The following is a 19,142-nucleotide window of genomic DNA, read 5'->3' as shown; positions in this document are numbered from 1 at the left end:
GACCGTGTGGAGGTCAGCCGGCCCGGCGGCGATCCGTGTCGTCCGGCCCGCCCCGCGTCGGCCGGCGCGGGGGGTCCGGTGGAGCCGTCCCGGGGAAGCTGGTCAGCAGCAGCCCGGCGCCCTGCTCGACGGCAAGCCGGACGCCGGCACGCAGTTCCACCGGGTCGTGGCGGGCGGCGCCGCGGATCCGGTGCAGTTGGGCGACGCAGACCCGCTCCCCCAGCTGCTCCGCCACGGACAACGCCTGCTCGGCCAGTTCCGCCGCGGTGCTCCGCTCCCCCGCCACCAGGTACGCCTCAGCGACCGCGCACAGCGTGATGGTGCGGGTCGCGCCCAGCCCAGGACGGTAGATCGCCTCGCCGGCGGCCCGCATCGCCGGCAGCCGACCACGGTCCCCGCCGTAGGCGGTGGCCCACTCGGCGAGGAACTCGCCGGTCGTCACGAAGTGCGGCAGCCCGGTCGCCGCGCCGGCCAGCCGGCACTGCTCCGCCGCGGCACGTACCCCGGGGACGTCGCGTTCCTGCAACGCCCGCCAGCCATCGAAGAGCGCCGCGTTGGCCCGGCCGTGCGGATCGTCGACCTGGTCGGCGAGAATCTCGGCGGCCCGGATGTCCTCCCGCGCCGCCGCGCTCCGCCCCCGCAGGGAGCGGACCAACGCCCGGAAGTTGTGGGCGGCCAGCGGCGGCCGCCGGCCGACCTGCTGGCCGAGCAGCCGCAGGTCCACCTCGCGCAGCCGGTCGACCGCAGCCGTGAGATGCCGATCCGCCTCCGGCAGCCGGCCGGCGAAGTAGCCGACCACGCCCAGGAGGTACTCAGCTGCCGCGCTGATCAGGCCGGTGCCGTCGTCCTCGGCAGCGCCGAGCCGCCGGGCGAGGTCGGCGCAGACCGCGAAGTCGGCCCGGTTGGCGGCCAGCTCACCCAGCGCCCACAGCGCCGGCCGCAGATCCACCTCCGGCCCTACCATCGCCAACAGTTTCCGGGCCCGGGAGCAGACCTCGTCGACCGGGTCACTGCCGATCCCCACGGTCATCTGGAGCAGGGCTGCCCGGTGCAGCTGGACCGTCAGTTCGGTCCGCGCCGTCTCCGGCGAGACCGCCGAGTCCGGGGCGAGCCGCCGCGCGGCGCGGCCGAGGTGACCGAGGGCGTCCTCGTACGCCACCCGCCCGGTCGCGTCGTCGGCGGCGAGCAGCGACCAGCGGAGATGGTCGTCGCCGTGGCCGAGGCCGACTGCCTGGCCGTAGTGGTGGGCCAGTTCGGCGGGGGCAAGACCGCCGCCGGCCCGCTCGCCGGCGGTGGCGAGCCGGGCGTGCAGCGCGGCCCGACGCGGGGGCGCCAGCTCGGCGTAGGCCACCTCGGCGAAGAGCTGATGACGGAAGCGCACCTTGCCCGGCCCCGCCTCGGCGACGAGCGCACTGGCGTACGCGGGCACGAGCCGCTCACCCGCCTCCTCCACCGGCGTGCCGAGGACCCCCGCCAGCACGTGCAGATCGAGTTCGTGTCCGGCGACGCTGAGCAGGTCGAGGCAGTCCCGGGCCGCCTCCGGCAGATCGTCGAGCCGCAGCCGGACGGCGTCCCGAACGGTCGCCGGCAACTCCACGTCCGCCGGGTCGGCTCCCGACCGGAGCAGTTCGGTGATGAAGAACGGGTTCCCTCCGGTACGGGTCACCAACCTCGCCACGACCTCGTCCGGCGGACGCACCCCCGTGCCGGCCGTCAGCAGGATCGCCACCGAGGACGCGTCCAGGCCCGTCAGCGCCAGCCGGGTGAAGTTCCGTTGCCGGGCCAGTTCGGCAACGGTCGCCAGGAGCCCGGCACTGCGGTGGTACGGCCGCGACGTGACCAGGACGAGGGCACGGGTGCCCGCCATGAGCGGGGCGAGGAACCGCAGCAGCAGCAACGAGTCCGGGTCGGCGGCGTGCAGGTCGTCCAGCACGACGAGCAGCCCCCGCTGCCGGGCAACGGCCCGGATCAGGTCGGCCACCGCCTCGTACGCCCGGAACCGCGCCGCCGGGTCGAGTTCGGCGCCCGACGCGGTGAGCGGTTCGGCGGCGAACCCGCCCAGCGACCGCGCCTTCCCTGACTCGCCGGCCTGCGGCATCGCCCGCAGGCTCCGCACCACCTGATTCCACAGCCAGAACGGAGGCGCCTGCCCGACATTCGGACACCTCCCCCACACCACGGGAGTCCCGGACGCCACGGCCCTGGCGCTGACCGCGGCAGCGAGGCTGGTCTTGCCGATCCCCGCCTCACCCACGACGGCGACCAACCGACCGTCGCCGTGCACCGCCGCGACCAGCGCCTCGCCCAGTCGCGCCAGCTCCGCGTCACGCCCCGCGAGCGCGCCCAGCACCTCGGCCGTTGCCACCCCGCCGCCCGGTGCCGTGCCGCCCGGTGCCGTGACCGGGCCTGATCCCACGCCAGCTACGGCCGGCTCGCCCGGCACCTCTCCGGCCGTCACAGCGGCGTGCCGGTCGCCGCCCGCCACCGGCGACCCGGCCACAGCGCGGGAAGTTTCCCGCACGAGCCCCGCCTGGGCGGGCGCGACCGCCGTCGCCGCGGGCACGGCCTGGTCCAGGACGAGCCGGTGTGCCTCGCGTAGTTGCTCGCCCGGATCGAGCCCGTACTCGCGGGCCAACAGCCGTCGGCCCTCGTCATAGACGGCGAGGGCGTCGGTCTGCCTCCCGGACCGGTACAGCGCCAGCATCAGCTGTGCCCGGGCCACCTCCCGCAGCGGCTGCGTGGCCACGAACCTGCGCAGCTCCGGCAGGAGCGTCTCGTGCCGGCCGGCAGCAAGGCCCGCCGTGAGGCGTCCCTCCTCGGCACCGAGACGCAACTCGGCCAGCCGTGCCGCTTCGGGACGTACCGCGTCCAGATCGGCCGCAGCGGTCAGTGGCTCTCCCCGCCACAGTGCCAACGCGGCGCGGTAGCACCGCTCGGCCGCCATGGCATCGCCCGCCGCGAGCAGTTCCGCCGCCCGGCCGACCAGACGCTCGAACCGGACCGCGTCGACGGTGTCCGGCGCGATCCGTAGCTCGTACCCCTTCGGGCGGCCGACGAGCACCCCGCCCGGCCCGCGAGGAGCGCGCTGTGGCTCCAGGGTCCGGCGCAGCCCGGCGACGTACGTGCGCAGGGTCATCTGCCCGCTGGCCGGTGGCCGGCCGTTCCACAAGGCGTCGACGAGCCAGTCGGCGGCGACGAACCGGTTCATTCGCAACAGCAGCAGGACCAGCAACGCCTGCTGCTTGGGACCGCCGGCCGCCACCGGTTCGCCGTCTCGGACAACCTCAAGGGGACCCAGCACGTGGAACTGCACACCGTCACCACAACGCCCGCCCGCGTCCCGGTGCTGTGTCACCATGTGCCGCCCGGCAGGACCAGACGGACCCGGGTGCCCGGACGGACCGATCGGGTGCTCGCGGGACCGGTGGTGAGCTCAGCGCCGATGCCCTCCGCCCGTTCCCGCATGGAGTGGGTGCCCACCCCCGCACTCGCGCCGGCCCCGGTGCCGACCCCCTCGTCCGCCACACACACCTCCAGGCCGTCCGGCCCGCTCCCCACGTCGATCGTGCACCGGTCCACGTCGGCGTGCCGGTGCACGTTGCGGACCGCTTCGGACACGATGCCGTAGACGGCGGTGGCCACGGCGTCGGGCAGGCTCAACTGCGGCGCCCGCACCAGCACCGTCAGCCCGGCGGTGGCGTAGCGCTCGCGAAGCCGGTGCAGCGCCGGCAGCAACCCGCCGTCGTCGAGCAGCGGCGGCCGCAGGTCCCGGGCGATGTCCCGAACACCCACCGTCTGCCGCTCCACCTCGGTAACCAACCGTTCGAGGAGATCGTCGGCGGCGGCGATCTCGGGTAAGCCGCGGTGCTGGTGCAGCATGTTGCGTCCGGCGGCGAGTGCCAGGGCGATCCCGCTGAGCGCCGGTCCCAGCTCGTCGTGCAGGTCTCGGCGTAGTTTCCGGCGCTCCTCGTCGCGTGCGTGGGCCAACCGCAGGCGGGACCGTTCCAGGTCCCCCTGGGCGATCGCCAGCTCCGCCAGTGCGGTCACCACGGGGGCGAGATCGGCCAGCACCGTGTTGGCGCGGCGGGCCAGGCGTTCGCCGGCTCGTGGCCAGGCCCGCAGTACGCCCACCTCCTTGTCCGGGCCGGCGAGCAGGATGGTCAGTGGCGGCCCGGCGGCGGCCGGTGGGCCGTGGGGCCGGCGTGGTCGTGGTATCGCCGCAGGGGGCGGCTCGCCGGTGAGCGTTATCGTCACCTCCGCCAGCCACAGCGAGTCGGCGATCCCGTCGGCGACGGCGTCCAGCATCTGCCGTCCTCGGTCGGTGGTGCTCAGCCGGTCGGCGACCTGGCGGATCAACGGCTGATCCGCGTCGCCGTGCACGAGGCGGTCGACCCGGCGTCGCATCCACCGGCGCAGGGGTTGGCAGGCCACGACTAGCAGCGCGGTCATCAGCATCCCGGACACGGCCGAGGAGGCGGGTGTCACCGTGCTGAGCAGCAGCACGCCGCCGGTGTAGGCGCCGATCGCCAGCCCGGTCGTCAACGCCCAGACCAGAATCCGGCGGACGGCGGGTTCCAGGTCCCGCAGTCGGTGCCCCAGCAGCAGCACCAGAACCGATACCGGGAGGAACGCCTGGGCGCAGAGCAGCACCAACGCAGCGATCGGCACCGGGACGGAGAGCGGCAGCACGGGGTCGAGCGCGGGCGGCAGGAACGCCAGCGAGAGCAGCAGGGTGCCGACCGCGAGCCAGCCGAGGCCGTGCCGATGCCCTGCGGGCACGGCGTGCCGGCGGGCCAGGACCCCGCCGGCCGCGGCCAGTCCGAGCAGGACAAGCACGGGTTCCCGCCACGGCTCGATCGCCGCCCGCACGGTGAGCAGGGTCGGGTCGGTGAGCGGGATCGCATTCCCCCCGTCGGGGAGGGTCAGCACGCAGGCCTGGGCCAGCGCGATGAAGGCTATTCCGATGCCGATGGCGATCCGGGTGGCCCGGGGCAGGGGCCGCACCGGCAGCAGCCAGGGAAGGACGACGATCAGCGCGTAGAACCCCGGTACCCGGGCCCCGGGGGCGGCACCGACCAGTTGCTCCGGTCCCCACAGGTCGGGCCACCGGTGCACGATCATGGCCCAGCAGGTGGCGGCCGAGGAGACCGAGCCGCCGACACCGGCGGCGGCCATGATCCAGGCGGCCGGGTGGGCACGGCGCAGGAGGGTGAGCCACGCGACCACGCCGTAGACGGCGCCCACCACCAGGTCGACCAGGGAGTAGAGCAACCACGGGTGCCACGGCGGGGCCACGACCCACCAGGCGGCCACCGACGCTGCGGTGAGTCCACTGGTGACGATCAGCAGCGCCCACGCCACGACGGGGCTGCGCCGGTCGCTGCCGGGACTCGTCATGCCGAACCTCCGCAACTGCCCCCGCCCCGGTCCGGCGCGGCCGACCCCGGGGCCGCGTGGCACGTATCTTGCCGGGTCGCAGTGATCGGTGCCACCGCGCATCTACCGCTGCCTTTGCGTCGAACACCTACAAGCAGGGTCAGGCACCGCCACTGCCGCGTCAGAAGCTGCTGATCAGCTTGACGAACGCGTCGTCGATCTTCGCCGTGTCGCGGGCGTCGAACGCCTTACCCGCGGACGCCTTGGCGATCCGGTCCAGGGTCGCGAAGTCGGACTGCTCGTCGAACGCGATGCAGAAAATCTTGACTGGGCGATCCGGATCCAGCGCGACGTCCTGGAGCAGCCGGGCGAGCTTGGTGTCCTTGCTGTACTCGTTCTTGCCGTCCGTCAACACGACCACCGCGTTGATCCGGGACTCGTCATAGTGGTCGAGCATGTAACGGCGTGCCGCCCGAACGGTGGCGTACAACGCGGTGTTCCCTTCGACGTGGAGACTGCTGATCTTCTTGGTGAGGACCTTCTGGTTGAACGCCGACAGTCGGACCTCCTCGCTGTAGGGCGATTTCGGCCGCTGTGGTGTCTCGGACGAGAACGACCAGAGCGCCACCTGGTCCTCGGAGTTCAACAGACCGAAACCCTTGGCGGCGGCCTCGGTCGCCACCTGGAATCTGCTCCGGTTACCGATCTTGGCGTTCATCGAACCGGACGTGTCGACGGCGACGAGGATGTTCGCCTTCTTGCGCAGCGTGTCCCAGCCGGTGAGGATCGCCTTGACCACGGTGGGATTCGGCGGGTCGAAGTAGGTGAGATCGGCTGTCCCGCGTCCGCGGACGGAGGCGACCAGCGGGTCGGACGCGTTCCGCTCGTGGTCGCGGAACCCGAGCCGGCTGAAGCTCCGCTGTTGTGCCGGCTCCTGGAGGTACTCCCGGAAGTCGGCGGCGGCGGCACGCTGCTCCGGGTTGGCCGAGGGAAGGACCACGTACGGGTGGTCGAGGTTGAACGTGCCCTCCTTCGGATACAGCGCGACCAGCGGGACCTTGGGCTTCTCACCCCGGGTCGGGCTCAACTCCCCCTCGTTGTACTGGTAGACCAACTCCTCCTGCGTCACGATCGCGCTCACGTCGGTCGAGGCCGACGTGCCGGCTCCGGACAGGTCCGCCTCGGCGAGGTTCTTCAGCAGGTCCACCACGTCGTCGCTGTAGTGGGACACATTGGCCTCGATCCGGCGGACGAACTGGGTCACCCTCGGATTCGCCAGGTCGCTCTCGGTCAGGTCGCTGGCCCGGTTGATGGCCGCGTAGTACGTCGCGATGATGGCCGCCAGCCCGGAGGTGGACAGGTTCGGGTTGACCTTGCCGAAGGTGAACCGCCCCCAGTCGGGGCGACCGAAGGCGGCCCAGCCCGTCCGCCCGGACAGGCCCAGGATCTCGCCCCAGCCAAGCGGCCCCTGTCGTTGGAGAAGCTCTCCCTTCGGGCGCGGCACGGCGATGACCAGCGGGCTGTTCGCGATCGACGGGTATTGGCCGGAGGTCTGCGCCGGGCGCCCGGCGGCCTCGTCGAGCAGCTTCAACTGCCCGGTCCACAGGGTCGACGTCGGCAACCACACCTGCGGTCGCGGGAGGTCGGGCTGTTTGACGGCCCAATCGCCGTCCAGCGCATCCGTCGCCGCACCCGAGGTCAGGCCATGCACGGTCACGGTGGCGCAGCGGCCATCGAACCGCCGATCGCTCTTGTTGTAGCGCTCGGCCAACTCGCCGAGCAGTACGTCCTTCTCCACCGATGAGCTGACCTCCAGCGACGTACACCCCACGTCCGCCGCCGGCCGGACGATCAGGTAGGCCGCCGCGATGACCGCGACTCCGGCCGCGATGGCGGTGGTGTACGGCAACCACGGCCGAGCGTTCGGTCGACCTGTGAGCATTGGTCCTCCAGCGTGTCGGCTGACGGTGTCGGCCTCGAGCCCTTCTCATCGTGATCATGCTGATCACGGCGGGTACGGGCAACCCGGAGATCGATGGGGGTGAGGCTCCAGGTAGGACAGCAGCCGACCAGGATCCGATGCCCCGACCGGGAGGCTCGCCGTGCTGTCTTACCCCGCCGCGATCCCGCTGTCCAGCCGAGCCCTGAACCACCCCGCCGGGCGGGACGCGAACAGGCTCACCTTCGGCCAACTCGAACCGCAGTACCGCCGACTCCGCCAGGGATGACGCTCCGCCGGCCCGCCGCCCAACCCGACATGGCCTTGGTCGTTCTCTACCTAGCTTGGTAGAGTTCGACCATGCCCCCTGAAGTGCGGATGACCCTGTCCACCCAGCTCGTCCTGCGAACACTCCTGGAGCGCCCCAATCAGGAGCTCTACGGGCTGGAGATCTGCGCAGCCGCCGGCCTCGCCAGCGGCACGCTCCACCCGATCCTGGCTCGGCTGGAACGCATCGGCTGGTTGCAGTCGCGCTGGGAAGACCGCGACCCGCACGAGGCGGGGCGACCACGCCGTCGCTACTACTCACTGACCCCGCACGGGGCCGAAAAGGCGCGCAACGCCCTCGCGCGTGCGTCCGCGACCGTGAACCGCCTGACGGCCATGCGACCGGGACTGTCCGGGGGGTGCGCATGACCGGGGCGGACAGCGAGCGCCAGCCGCCGCCCGCACTGCGGCCGAAGCCGCCGACCAGCCACCACCAGACACCCGACGCCAGCGACGAGGTACTGGTCCGCGTGCTGACCCAACTGCGGAGCGATCGACGCGTAGACGTGGTCCACCCGTGGCACGCATCCCGCGGTGCGCCGCTGCCGCGACGCGTGCCGGGCAGCAACCCGATGAACCTTCCTGCCTGGGCTGGGCAGTACGCTCCGCAGCACGTGATGCGGAATCCCACCGCCATCGCCACGAACGCCAGCCACTACTTCCGCGGCTACCGAGCCGGGACGGAACGAGCGTTCAGAGCCGGTGGGGCGTCCGCGGCGGTCCTTCCAGCCCCCATCACCATCACCGCGCCGGCTCGTCCGGCGCGACCGCGGACGCGACCCGCCGCGATCCGCCTCATCACGATGGCACTGCGGATCATCCCCGAGGGGGAGCGCCCCCGGTACGGCGAGGAGTTCTGGGCGGAGCTCGCCGAACTGGACGGACTGCTGCGCCAACTCGCCTACGCCACACGGCTGCTGATCTCAGCGCCATCGCTTCGCCGAAGCCTTCGCGAGAACCCCTGGCACGATGAGGGAGTCCAAGGATGACCTCCGCGCGAAGGTTGAGCATGTTCATCGCCAGCGGCGGCGTGGTTTCCGTCCTCGCCGCGGCGGGCTGGCCCATGGTCGTTCTGCTCCTCGTGACCGCGGGCATGGCAGTAAGCCTCGTCGGCTGGGTCGTCAACGACCGAGAACGCCCCGAACGGCTGGCACTGCTCATTCGCGCTGCTCGCCAGTCCCCCGCGCCCACCCGATCGATCAGGTCACGTCCCCCCACATGAGCCCCTGAGGCAAGCGAGCTACTTGAGCCCCGGCCGTACCGGGGTTGCAACTTCCACCCCTTCGCTCGCCCCGGGGCCCGGCGAGGCCGCGAGCCAGAGGCGTCCGTGCGGGTTGTCGCCCTACTTCATGGAACTGAGCAGCCCGATGTCGGGCCGCAGCGCGCCGTCCTGACCCAGCGACAGGAAGTCGGCCTCGACCGCGGCCCGCTCGATCACCCCCGCCCGCACCGCCTGGTAGCGCACGGCCGACCAGAGGAAGACGTCGAGATTGTCGAAGCGGGTCTCGCCCTCGACGACCTCCTCCTCGTGGAACCAGAGGCCGACCTGCCCGTCGGTGAGCACCACGTAGAGGTTGCCGCTGCCGTCGGCGCCGATCGGGTAGACGTCGTCGTCGGTGAGCTCCGTCTGGTAGTCGGCGTCCAGGATCCGGCAGTCGTTCGCGGCGAAGTCGAACCCGTAGGACCAGTCGTACACGTCCAGGAACTGGGGCATGTGCCCCGACCGCACGCGACGGTCGAACGCCGCCAGCGCCGTAGCGGCCGATGGTGGGAGGCGGTCGAGCATCGGCGCCACCGGCCGGGTCTCCACGGGAACGGTGACGGGAGAACGGCCGGGGAACCACCGTGCGAGGTCGGCGTCGAGGTCGCGTTCGACGTAGCCGATCAGATCATCAGGTGTGAGTGTCACCGGCGGATGCTAACCGGGACCTCCGGTGACCCGCCGGTGTGGCCGCGACCGCGACCACACCGACGAATCCGGCTATCTCACCGTTGGGGCTATCTCGGACGCCACATCACAGTCCACTACATTGACCCGACCTCGGGCCGCCGACCGTGTTCGCCGCCCCGCCGTTCACCGGTGGCGGCTGGTTCCCGACACACCGCAGCGGCCCGTCGATCCGGTTTCCGGAAACGACGATCGGGGTGCCGCCGGTACGGTTGTCGACCAGGCTGACCGGCCCGGCCACCCGGGTCCCGCCGATCAGGATCCGGCCGGTGGCACCGGTGACCGAGACCGGACCGTCGACCCGGCTGTTCGTCAGCTCCACCACCGAGGCCCCGGCGGCGGCCACCGGTCCCGTCACTGTGGCGTCGAGCGCGACCAGTCCAGCGCCCTTCTCGACGCTCACCGGCCCGAACACCCTGGCACCCGGCGCGAGACAGGTCACCGCGGCACGGACCAGCAACGGGCCTCGGTGCTCGCCGCTCACCACCTGGCCGCAGGTCTGGTCGGTGACCTCCAGCTTTACCGGGAGCGTCACCAGAGGGTTGGAGGGGTCGTCGCTGGTGACGCAGAGCTGGGCCCGGTACGTGCCGGCGGCCAGCCCGGTGCTGTCCAGGGAGATCGTCACCTCGCTGGCCTGGCCGGCGCCGGTTCCGGCGGCGATGCGCGTCGTCCTCAGCCACGGCACCTCGTCAGGCGTCACGCATGGTTGCAGGTCCGGCAGCCGTACGTGGGTGATGAACCGGGCCGCGCCCTTGTCGTTCTTGACCCCGACCAGGTGATTGGCCCGGTCGATCTCGTGAACACCACGCGAGCTGGTGGTCAGGATGTTGCCGTTGCCGAGGGGGTGGACGCCCTGGTAGCCGCTGCCGCCGGGCGCGTAGACGCCGAGGAGCTTGCCGGCACGGTCCAGCTCCCAGACTCCGGCAGTGGAGCCACTGCCCCAGCTCGCCGCGAGCACGTTGCCGTTGGGCAACTCCACGAGCTGGCCGGGCCAACTCAGCCCGCTGAAGAAGCGGGCATTGGCGCGCGAGCCGTCCTTGCTGAAGCTGTGGATGGCGTCGCTGTCGCTGGCCGAGACGAGCATGTCGTCGCCGCGGAAGAGGATCGACCACGGTCCCTTGAGCCCGTCCGCCCCCGGCGCGACGAACCTGCCCAGGTACTTGCCCTCGGCGTCGAACTCGACCACGGAGTTGGCGTTGTCCCCGTTGGCGACCGCCACCAGGACGGTCCCGCGCGGGGAGAGCGCGATGCCCCGGGTGTTGGTCATGATCGCCGGGTCCCGCACGCCCGCGGTCGGGGCGAAGACTCGGCGGAACCTGCCGTCCAGGCCGTGCTCGGTGATCACCGAGTTGACCTGGTCGGACATGAGGAAGCCGCTGCCGTCCGGCTTGGCGATGATCTGGAACGGCGTGTACAGGCTGGTGGACGGGTCGAACGCGGTGTGCGGGATGAACTGCGGGTCGATCAGGTTCCCCGAGTGCGGGTCGAACGCCATCACCCCGCGGGTGGCACTGCCCGAGTTGGGGATCAACAGGACGCCGTCACGCAGGAGCCGGATACGCTCGTCGTCCGGCCCCGCGTTCGGGTCGTCGAGCCGCCAGTCCAGCACTCCGTGCCCGGAGTTGCGTACCGTGAACGACTGCTTGGTGACCATGCCGGCCGGCTGCCGGGCCGAGAGCGACCGGGGTGCCACCTCGATCTTCGGTACCGGCACCACCGTCAGTTCCAGCGCGATCGCCGGTGTGGGCTTCTTCGGGTCGTTGCTGGCCAGGCACAGGTTGGCCCGGAACACGCCGCCGTCGTCGAGGCCGGTCGAGTCGAGGGTGACCTTGATGTCCTGGCTGCTGAACGGGGCCAGCGTTCCCTTTGCCGGCGTCACCTTCGCCCATGCCGGCCAGGAGCAGTCGGTACCGTCGCCGGTTGCCTGCCAGGTGAGCTCGGCTCCGCCGGCGTTGCCCACCTTGACGGTGTGGCTCTCGGTCTGCGCGACATCCAGGCTGCTGCTCAGCGTGGCCGGGTCCAGGGTCAGGTCCGGGGCCGCCGGCAGGACGGCGACCGGGAAGTGCGCCTGGGCGATCGGTTGCCCGTCCGACCCGTGCCGGGCGTCGGTAGTCAGGTTGATCGCGCCGAAGAGCCAGTCCTTGCGGGGCGTGCCGGTGACGTCCAGGCTGACGGTCAGCTCCTGGCTGGCGCCGGGCGCCAACGTGAACTGCGCCGGCGTGACCGTGATCCGGGCCCCGGCCGGGGCCTGCGCCGCCGCCCGGTAGGTCGCGTCCACGGTGGCCACGCTGGACACCGTGCGGGTGAAGGTGCAGACCTTCAGGCAGTGGTGTTCGACGACGGCCGGCAGGTTCAGCGTCTGCGGGTCGCCGCCGGCCTCGGGATCGGCCGCGGCGAAGTTCTCAGCCGTCTCGTCGAGCACGAGCCCCGTCCGGGCGGCCTGCCCCAGGTTGATCCGGCCGGATCCGATGTCGAACGCGTCGGCCGGCGTGACACCGTCCTCCTTCACCACCCCGTCGCGGTCCGCGGTGACCGCCAGCGCGGAGCGGATCCGCGTCGGCGACCAGTCTGGGTGCAGGGCCGCCAGCAGCGCGCCGGCACCGGCGACGTGCGGCGATGCCATGGATGTGCCCTGCATGAAGGTGTACTGGGCCGGGTTGCCGGCCGTCCCGATCGTGGCGGCGAGGATGTTCCGGCCCGGAGCGGCGACGGTGGGCGCGAGCATGTCGAACCGGCTGGGCCCGCGCGAGCTGAAGTCGCCCACCACGTCGGTCCAGTCCCCGTCGCGCAGCACCTCGCTGCCGGCGCCCACCCGCACTGAGACGGGCCCGTCGGTGGCGGCCAGGTGGGCGCGCAGCCGCTGCCCGTCGGCGAGGCTGATCATCACGGCGGGGATGGCGCTCCCGGCGAGCGCGCCCATGGTCAGCGGCGGTCCGCCGTACTGGGTGTGCACGACCACACCGGTGGCTCCGGCGGTGGCGGCGTTGCGCACCTTGACGGAGAAGTCGCAGCCGCCTCTGGGGATCAGGGCGACCCCGCCGCTGAACGCCGCCGACGGGAAGGCCGCGCAGCCCTGCGCGTTGTCCGGGTCGACGGTGCCCGCGTACCGGATCTCTCCCTCGATGGGCGGGCTCGGTGAGTTCTCCCCCAGCACGGCGGCGACGCTGGTGAGCGCCGGCGGGGCCGGCGTCGGCCCCGTCACGTCGAGCCGGTGGGCGACGACCCGCTCGTGGCTGACCGCGGCGACGGACATGTTCCACGGCGCGGTCTTCGCGACGGTGCTGGCGTCCGGGCCGTTGTTGCCGGCGGAGGCGGCGACGAAGATGCCGGCCGAGTATGCCTCGAGGAACGCCTGGTCCACGAGGTCGTTCCACGGGTTGTCGCGCCCGGAGATCGAGTAGTTGAGCACGTCCACACCGTCGGTGATCGCCTGGTCCACCGCGGCGATCGTCGCCGAGGAGTTGCAGAGCGTCGTCACGCAGACCTTGTAGGAGATGAGGTTGGCCCGTGGTGCGACCCCGGAGATGGTGAGGGTGTGCGAGTCCGCGCCGACGGTGATGGTCGCCTGGTGCCGGTTGCCGGCGGCGGTCGAGGCGGTGTGGCTGCCGTGACCGTGGTCGTCCCGGGCGTTGGTGCCGGCGGCCATCGACCAGGCGCCGATCAACTTGTCGTTGCAGATGGCCTCGGGGCGCGGGTGGGTCGGTGCGCAGACGCCGACGTAGTTGCCCGTGCCGAACGGGTTGGTGTGCCGGTAGCCGTCGCCGTCCACCGCCGCGAACGACGGATGGCCGGGGTTCACCCCGGAGTCCAGGACCCCGACGATGACGCCCTCGCCCCGGGTCGCGACCTCCCCCGCGGTCTGTCCCTGCCAGACGGCGGCCGACTGGATCAGCGCGTTACTGGTGTCCGTCTCCAGGGTGAGTGCCTGGTCGGGTACGACCGCGGCGACTCCCGGCAGGTCGGACAGGTGCTGCGCCTCGTCCGCGCTGACCGCGACCGCCAGTCCGTTGATCACGTTCCGGTACGTGTGGGCGACCCGCACGGAGCGGCCCAGGGCGGTCTCGATCTCGTCCACCAGCACGTCCTGCTGCCGCGCCAACTCCTTGGCGTAGGAGGTGCTCGCGGCGGACCGGGGGTCGATCCTGCCGGTGCGTGCCATGCTCGCCCTCGAAGCGGCCACCAACGACGGCTTGTCCATCCGCAACAGCCAGAGCCCGCTCTTGGGCTGCGGAAGCTCGGGTGCCGTTCGCTCGGGCGCCGCGGGTGTCTCCTGGCCGTCCGGTAGCGGCTGGCGGGAGGGTGCCGCAGCGGCGGGAACGGCGGTCGCGGCGAGCAGCAGGACACCTGCGGCCACCGACGCGACCAGCCGAGTGTTCGCCCTGCGGGTTGGGAAGGTTCTTCGATAGAGCGGCTGGGCCACCGTGAGCTCCTTATGTCACCGATCGGCGCGATTGGTCCGTGTCTCGCGGCCTCGCCAGAGCGGGGAGGTGCTCAGTGCGACAGGGTGCGATCGTGTGACAACCTAAGTGATCACGAGAGGCTCGGCAATGACCTACATCAATCGGCCCACCTCACCGGGCGCTCGCCGGACGACCGCGCGTCATCACGCGGTGCGCGTGGACCCGCCCTCGGCGGGCGAGGACGTAGGCGAGGACCGCCGCGCCGCCGGCCACGACCAGTGCGCTGCCGGCGGCCAGCGGCGGCCGGGGCTGCCTCGAGCTGCTGATCCGCCCGTCGGCCCTCATCGAGCGGTGCGCCCGCCGCGGCGTCACCGTCGCGGGCCCGTCCGACCTGGTGGCCCGGGCACGCGCCGGCGAGCCGACCGTCCAGGACGTGGTCCGGCATGCCGCGACGCTGCTCGGCCGGGTCCTGTCGGGGATGGTGGTGCAGTTGGACCCGGGCAAGGTGGCCATCGGCGGCATCCTGGCCCACGCCGGCGACGCGGTGCTCGAGCCTGTGCGGGCGGCGATCGGTCAGCTGGCGATCCCCCGTCACCCGCGCCACCTGGACGTCGTGACCGCCCAGTTCGGCGACGAGGGCGGCGCTCTGGGCGCGGTCGCGGCCGCCCTACGGCTCAACGTGTCCGAGCCCTTGCCGGCCCTCCCCGGCGGCGCTACCGCGTGAGCTCGTCGGCCGGGCCGACGCCGACCACCTGCGCACCGACCTGATCGACGCCGCGCCGACCGACGCCTTCGTGCCATCCGTGAGCTGGGACGCGGGCAGTGCTGGGACAACGCCGCAGCGCAAATCAATAGATACATTTGCATGTATTGACTTGCTCGGGTATGAAGGCTGAAAGCACGTCTGGGTGCTGGTTCCTGGAGAGGAGCGACGATGAAGCACACCCTGCGCCGTCTGCGAACGGCGGCGGTCGCGCTCGGCGCCTGCACACTCGGGCTGAGTTTCCTGTCGGTACCCGCCGCCGAGGCGTACCCGGTTCAACCCCTCGCACCGCAGTCCGAGCGGGCACCCGAATCGGACCAGTTCTCGGCCGAGGGCGTCACCACGGTCGGTGAACTCCGCACCGTCGGTGGCTCGCTGTCCTACGCCGGGGGCGGCCGGGAACAGATCATCCGGCATCCCGGTGCGTCGTACGTCAAGGTGCACTTCAGCTCACTGCGACTGGCCCCCGGCGACCACGTGACCGTGTCGAGCCCCGACGGCCGGGAGAGCCACCGGTACGACCGCAACCTGAACCGGGCGACCGGCGCGGACTACACCACCGACGGACAGCCGGGCTTCTGGGCGATGTCGGTGGAGGGCGACACCGCGGTGGTGACGCTGCACAGCAGCCGCCTTTCCCGTGGCAACGCCGCGACCATCGACCGGTTCTGGCGTGGCTACGACCGCGCGGAGATCGCGGCGCACAACTTCTCCACGCAGTCCGTCTGCAGCACCGACGCTCGTCGCGACGCCGTCTGCTACCAGAGCAGCCACCCCACCGAGTACGCCCGCGGCAGGGCGGTGGCACGGCTGCTGATCAGCGGCGGTGGGATGTGCACCACCTGGCGGGTCGGCAACACCAACCGGATGCTGACCAACAAGCACTGCTTCTCGACGCAGTCCGCCGTCAGCGGCAGCGAGATGCAGTTCAACTACCAGTGCGCCACCTGCGGCGGCGCGAACCCCGGCGCCGGCACCAAGGTGAGCGGTGCCACCCTCCACAAGGTGAGCAGCGGCGGCTCCGGCGACCTGGACTACGCCCTGTACTCGGTGAACAACTTCGCCAACATCCAGGCGTTCGGCACGCTGTACCTGGCGACGACCGCCACCACCAACGGCACCCGGATCTACATCCCGGGGCACGGCGACGGCAGCCCGAAGCGACTGTCGATCTACGAGGACACCCAGAACGGCACGACGTGCAGCGTGCGGAACGCGAACTACAACACCTCGAACATCAGCTACAGCTGTGACACCTCCGGCGGCAACTCGGGCTCGCCGGTGCTGAACGCCAGCCACCGGGTGGTCGCCCTGCACCACCTCGGCGGCTGCCCGTCGAACCAGGGCGCGAAGGCACACCTGATCTACAACGAGATCGCCAGCCTGATCGACAACAACGGCTGACGACGACAGGCCGCCGGGGCGCGATGCGTGCCCCGGCAGCCCGTCGGCATCCTGCCCTGTGCGCCGCCAACAGCCGGCAGGGCACCCGCAGAGGGGGCCGGCCGGACCGACCGTCAGCGCTCGGCCGCCGGACGCTGGGCGGTGAACCAGTCGCAGATCTCGCTGCCGGTGAGGAAGATGGTGTCCCCCCGGTTCGACAACTCGTCCAGGATGCGATCGAAGTACCGGATCCGGTGTGGCACCCCGACCATGTGGGGATGGACCGGCAGGGTGAGCACCCTCGGTTCGAGCGCCGCCTCGGCGGCGAGCACCTCGACGGTCTCGGTGAATCGCCGGTACATCTCGTCGGAGGAGTGTTTCTCGGTGGCGTAGATGATGCTGTCGTTCAACTCCAGCGAGTACGGCAGCGCGACCAGTGGTCTCGGCTGGGCCGCCAGCCAGACCGGAACGTCGTCGACCACCCAGTCACAGGTGTAGTCGACGCCCGCTGCGGCCAGCAGGTCGGGAGTCGTGAAGGTCTCCTGGAGGCCGGGACCGAGCCATCCCCTGGGTCGCCGGCCGGTGAACTCCTCAATCTTGCGCAGGCATTCGCCGATCACCACGCTCTCGTCCGGTGCCGACGGCAGCGCCTGCTGGTGCAGACCGTGTGCGATGAACTCCCAGCCGGTGTCCCGCAGTCGCCCGGCCGCCTCCGGATAGGCGTCGATGACGGCGGCGTTGAAACTGACGCTGGCCGGCAGCCCGCGACTAGTGAGCGCCGACACCACCCGGGGTAGTCCCCGGCGCATGCCGTACTCGGCCCAGCTGTAGTTCGGCACGTCGGGGATGTGGTCCGCCCCGTGCGGGCCACCCAGGAGTTTGCGGGGCATCGGGGCATCCAGCGGCCAGTGCTCGACGTTGAGCACCACGTGCGCGATCAGCCCCCTGCCCGGGGCGGGCGGTTCCAGCCCGGTGCCGCTCTCGCCGTACGAGTAGTCGAAACGTGGTGTCGTGGGGGTCATCGCGGTTCCTGAGTGCTCGACCAGATCTCGATGATGTCGGCGGCCGGGCCGACTGTGGCGTACCGGTGTCGGGCGGTATCCAGGGTGGCCTGGTGCAGTTTCATGTCCCACGACGCGCAGGCGTCTTCGGGGATGACCACGTAGTAGTCGTGGCTGAACGCCTCCCGTGCGGTCGCCTCGACGCAGGCGTTGGTGGACACACCGGCGCAGATGACGGTCGACCGGCCGAGGCTCCGCAGCACCAGGTCGAGATTGGTTCCGGCGAACCCGCTGTAGCGGTACTTCTTCACCAGGATGTCGTCCTCGGCCGGTGTGAGTTCGTCGATCACCTGCTGCCCCCAGGATCCGTCGATACAGATGTCCACGACGGAGAAGCTCGCCCGGCTGCGCGCATCCAGCCACGGCCCGGAGTCACTGGCGTGGTCCGGCAGGGTGGTGTGTGACACGTAGATGACGGGCACCCCGGCGGCGTGGGCCGCGTCGATGAGCCGGCGTTGTACCGGGACCACGACCCGGGCCGCGCTGGCGTCCCGGCCTCCCCGGACGATCGTCTTGCCCGCGGGATGCAGGAAGTCGTTACTCATGTCGATGATCAGCAGCGCGGCACGGTCGGGGCGTACCTTCTCCGGCAGCGTGCTCAGTACGGTCGGCCGGCGCCGGTTTCCGAGGCTCGGGTCGGGCGTGGGTGCCGGATTGGGGTCGGTCATGTGATCGTCTCCTGGTCCGTGTCCTCGCGGTGGCGCTGACCCGCCGTGACCTCAAGGACGCTGCCGAAAGGGTGCCCCGGGGCGGGCGGGGCCGCCAACCGGGCACGCTTCAGCTCTGGCTCCGCTGCCGGCTGACGAGCTGGCGGGTGATGATGTTGCGTTGGATCTCGTTGGTGCCCTCGCCCACGATCATCAGCGGCGCGTCCCGGAAGTACCGTTCGACGTCGAATTCCGTCGAGTATCCATAGCCGCCGTGGATTCGCAGCGCGTCCATCGCGATCTGCATGGCGGTCTCCGAGGCGAACAGCTTCGCCATCCCCGCTTCCAGGTCGCAGCGCTCGCCCCGGTCCAGGCGTTCCGCCGAGTCGTGCAGCATCAACCGAGCCGCGGTGAGTCTGGTCGCCATGTCCGCGAGGTAGTTCGAGATCGACTGGTGCTTCCAGATCTGGACGCCGAAGCTCTCCCGCTCCTGGGCGTAGCGCAACGAGTCCTCGAAGGCGGCCCGGCCTACCCCGACGGCCCGCCCGGCAACCTGGATCCGGCCGATCTCCAAGCCACGCATCATCTGGACGAACCCGCGTCCGGGCACGCCACCGAGCACCGCGTCGGCCGGCACCCGGTAGTCGTCGAAGCTGAGTTCACAGCTCTCCACACCCTTGTAACCGAGCTTGGGCAGATCGCGGGAGACTTCGAAGCCGGCCCCCTTCTCCGCCAGCAGAACGCTGATCCCGGCGTGCGGCGGCGTGGCCGTCGGGTCGGTCTTGCACAGCAGCGCGACCAGGCCGGACCGGCGCGCGTTGGTGATCCAGGTCTTGGACCCGTTGACGACGTACTCGTCACCGTCCAGGCGAGCCACGGTGCGGAGCGCCTGGAGATCTGATCCACCCCCGGGCTCGGTGAGCGCCATCGCCGCACGCAGTTCACCGGTGGCCATTCGGGGCAGGTAGCGCTGTCGTTGCTCCTCCGTGCCGTAGAGAAGGATCAGCTTGGCCACCACGGTGTGCCCGCCGATCACGCCGGCCAGCGACATCCAGCCCCGGGCAAGTTCCTCGGTGACCATCGCGTAACAGACGGTGGAGACACGGACCTCGCCGTACGGCTCGGGGATGGTCAGGCCGAACATCCCCATGGCCGCCATCTGCTTGATGAGGTCCTCGGGGTAGACGTTGTCGTGTTCGAGGTCTCGGACGACCGGCTTGACTTCCCTGTCGACGAAGTCCCGAACCAAGTCAACAATCGCCCGTTCCTCGGCGGAGAGTACGAACAACTTGATCTCC

14 protein-coding genes are annotated in these 19,142 nt (G+C 71.2%); 6 read left to right on the top strand and 8 right to left on the bottom strand.

The annotated features are described in order from the left end of the window. Positions 1-13: 13 nt before the first annotated feature. The 3 genes from OG559_RS23340 to OG559_RS23330 all read right to left on the bottom strand — a co-directional run bounded on the left by OG559_RS23340 (position 14) and on the right by OG559_RS23330 (position 7,318). On the bottom strand, positions 14-3,262 hold the full coding sequence (locus tag OG559_RS23340; protein WP_405106947.1) for a BTAD domain-containing putative transcriptional regulator: 3,249 nt from the start codon (positions 3,260-3,262) through the stop codon (positions 14-16). 89 nt (positions 3,263-3,351) lie between these two features. Further along, positions 3,352-5,397 carry a sensor histidine kinase gene (locus OG559_RS23335; RefSeq protein ID WP_405106944.1) on the bottom strand — a complete coding sequence of 682 codons (2,046 nt, stop codon included), beginning with the start codon at positions 5,395-5,397 and terminating at the stop codon, positions 3,352-3,354. A gap of 160 nt (positions 5,398-5,557) precedes the next feature. Next, complete coding sequence (locus OG559_RS23330) at positions 5,558-7,318, bottom strand: substrate-binding domain-containing protein (protein ID WP_405106941.1); 1,761 nt, start codon at positions 7,316-7,318, stop codon at positions 5,558-5,560. 160 nt (positions 7,319-7,478) lie between these two features. Between OG559_RS23330 and OG559_RS23325 the strand changes: the two genes are divergently transcribed. The 4 genes from OG559_RS23325 (at position 7,479) to OG559_RS23310 (ending at position 8,864) form a co-directional block, all read left to right on the top strand. Beyond that, complete coding sequence (locus OG559_RS23325) at positions 7,479-7,604, top strand: hypothetical protein (protein WP_405106939.1); 126 nt, start codon at positions 7,479-7,481, stop codon at positions 7,602-7,604. Positions 7,605-7,675: 71 nt separating this feature from the next. Then, the gene (locus OG559_RS23320) at positions 7,676-8,011 is read left to right on the top strand and encodes a PadR family transcriptional regulator (RefSeq protein WP_405106936.1); all 336 of its coding nucleotides are present in this window, start codon (positions 7,676-7,678) and stop codon (positions 8,009-8,011) included. Further along, a complete protein-coding gene (locus OG559_RS23315) occupies positions 8,008-8,631 on the top strand; it encodes a hypothetical protein (protein WP_405106933.1) in 624 nt (207 codons plus the stop codon). The genes OG559_RS23320 and OG559_RS23315 overlap by 4 nt, the downstream gene beginning before the upstream one ends. 20 nt (positions 8,632-8,651) lie before the next feature. Continuing rightward, a complete protein-coding gene (locus tag OG559_RS23310; RefSeq protein WP_405106930.1) occupies positions 8,652-8,864 on the top strand; it encodes a hypothetical protein in 213 nt (70 codons plus the stop codon). Between the two features lie 120 nt (positions 8,865-8,984). Here the strand turns inward: OG559_RS23310 and OG559_RS23305 are convergent, their stop codons facing one another. Further along, on the bottom strand, positions 8,985-9,551 hold the full coding sequence (locus OG559_RS23305) for a hypothetical protein (RefSeq protein ID WP_405106928.1): 567 nt from the start codon (positions 9,549-9,551) through the stop codon (positions 8,985-8,987). A gap of 106 nt (positions 9,552-9,657) precedes the next feature. Next, on the bottom strand, positions 9,658-14,010 hold the full coding sequence (locus tag OG559_RS23300) for a S8 family serine peptidase (RefSeq protein ID WP_405106926.1): 4,353 nt from the start codon (positions 14,008-14,010) through the stop codon (positions 9,658-9,660). Between the two features lie 263 nt (positions 14,011-14,273). On the opposite strand from OG559_RS23300, the gene OG559_RS23295 reads away from it, so the two are divergent. Then, positions 14,274-14,714, top strand: a complete 441-nt coding sequence (locus OG559_RS23295; protein ID WP_405116905.1) for an ROK family protein — start codon at positions 14,274-14,276, stop codon at positions 14,712-14,714. A 210-nt stretch (positions 14,715-14,924) separates the two neighbouring features. Then, a complete protein-coding gene (locus OG559_RS23290; RefSeq protein ID WP_405106923.1) occupies positions 14,925-16,157 on the top strand; it encodes a trypsin-like serine peptidase in 1,233 nt (410 codons plus the stop codon). 113 nt (positions 16,158-16,270) lie between these two features. On the opposite strand, the gene OG559_RS23285 is transcribed toward OG559_RS23290, so the two are convergent. The 3 genes from OG559_RS23285 to OG559_RS23275 all read right to left on the bottom strand — a co-directional run bounded on the left by OG559_RS23285 (position 16,271) and on the right by OG559_RS23275 (position 19,132). Then, complete coding sequence (locus OG559_RS23285; RefSeq protein WP_405106920.1) at positions 16,271-17,158, bottom strand: polysaccharide deacetylase family protein; 888 nt, start codon at positions 17,156-17,158, stop codon at positions 16,271-16,273. Next, on the bottom strand, positions 17,155-17,865 hold the full coding sequence (locus tag OG559_RS23280) for a cysteine hydrolase family protein (protein WP_405106918.1): 711 nt from the start codon (positions 17,863-17,865) through the stop codon (positions 17,155-17,157). Before OG559_RS23280 ends, OG559_RS23285 begins: the two co-directional genes overlap by 4 nt. Before the next feature lie 109 nt (positions 17,866-17,974). Further along, on the bottom strand, positions 17,975-19,132 hold the full coding sequence (locus OG559_RS23275; RefSeq protein WP_405106915.1) for an acyl-CoA dehydrogenase family protein: 1,158 nt from the start codon (positions 19,130-19,132) through the stop codon (positions 17,975-17,977). Between the last annotated feature and the right edge of the window lie 10 nt (positions 19,133-19,142).

Source organism: Micromonospora sp. NBC_01405 (genome assembly GCF_045040155.1).
Lineage (GTDB): Bacteria > Actinomycetota > Actinomycetes > Mycobacteriales > Micromonosporaceae > Micromonospora.
This window is presented reverse-complemented; position numbering and strand designations above follow the sequence as displayed.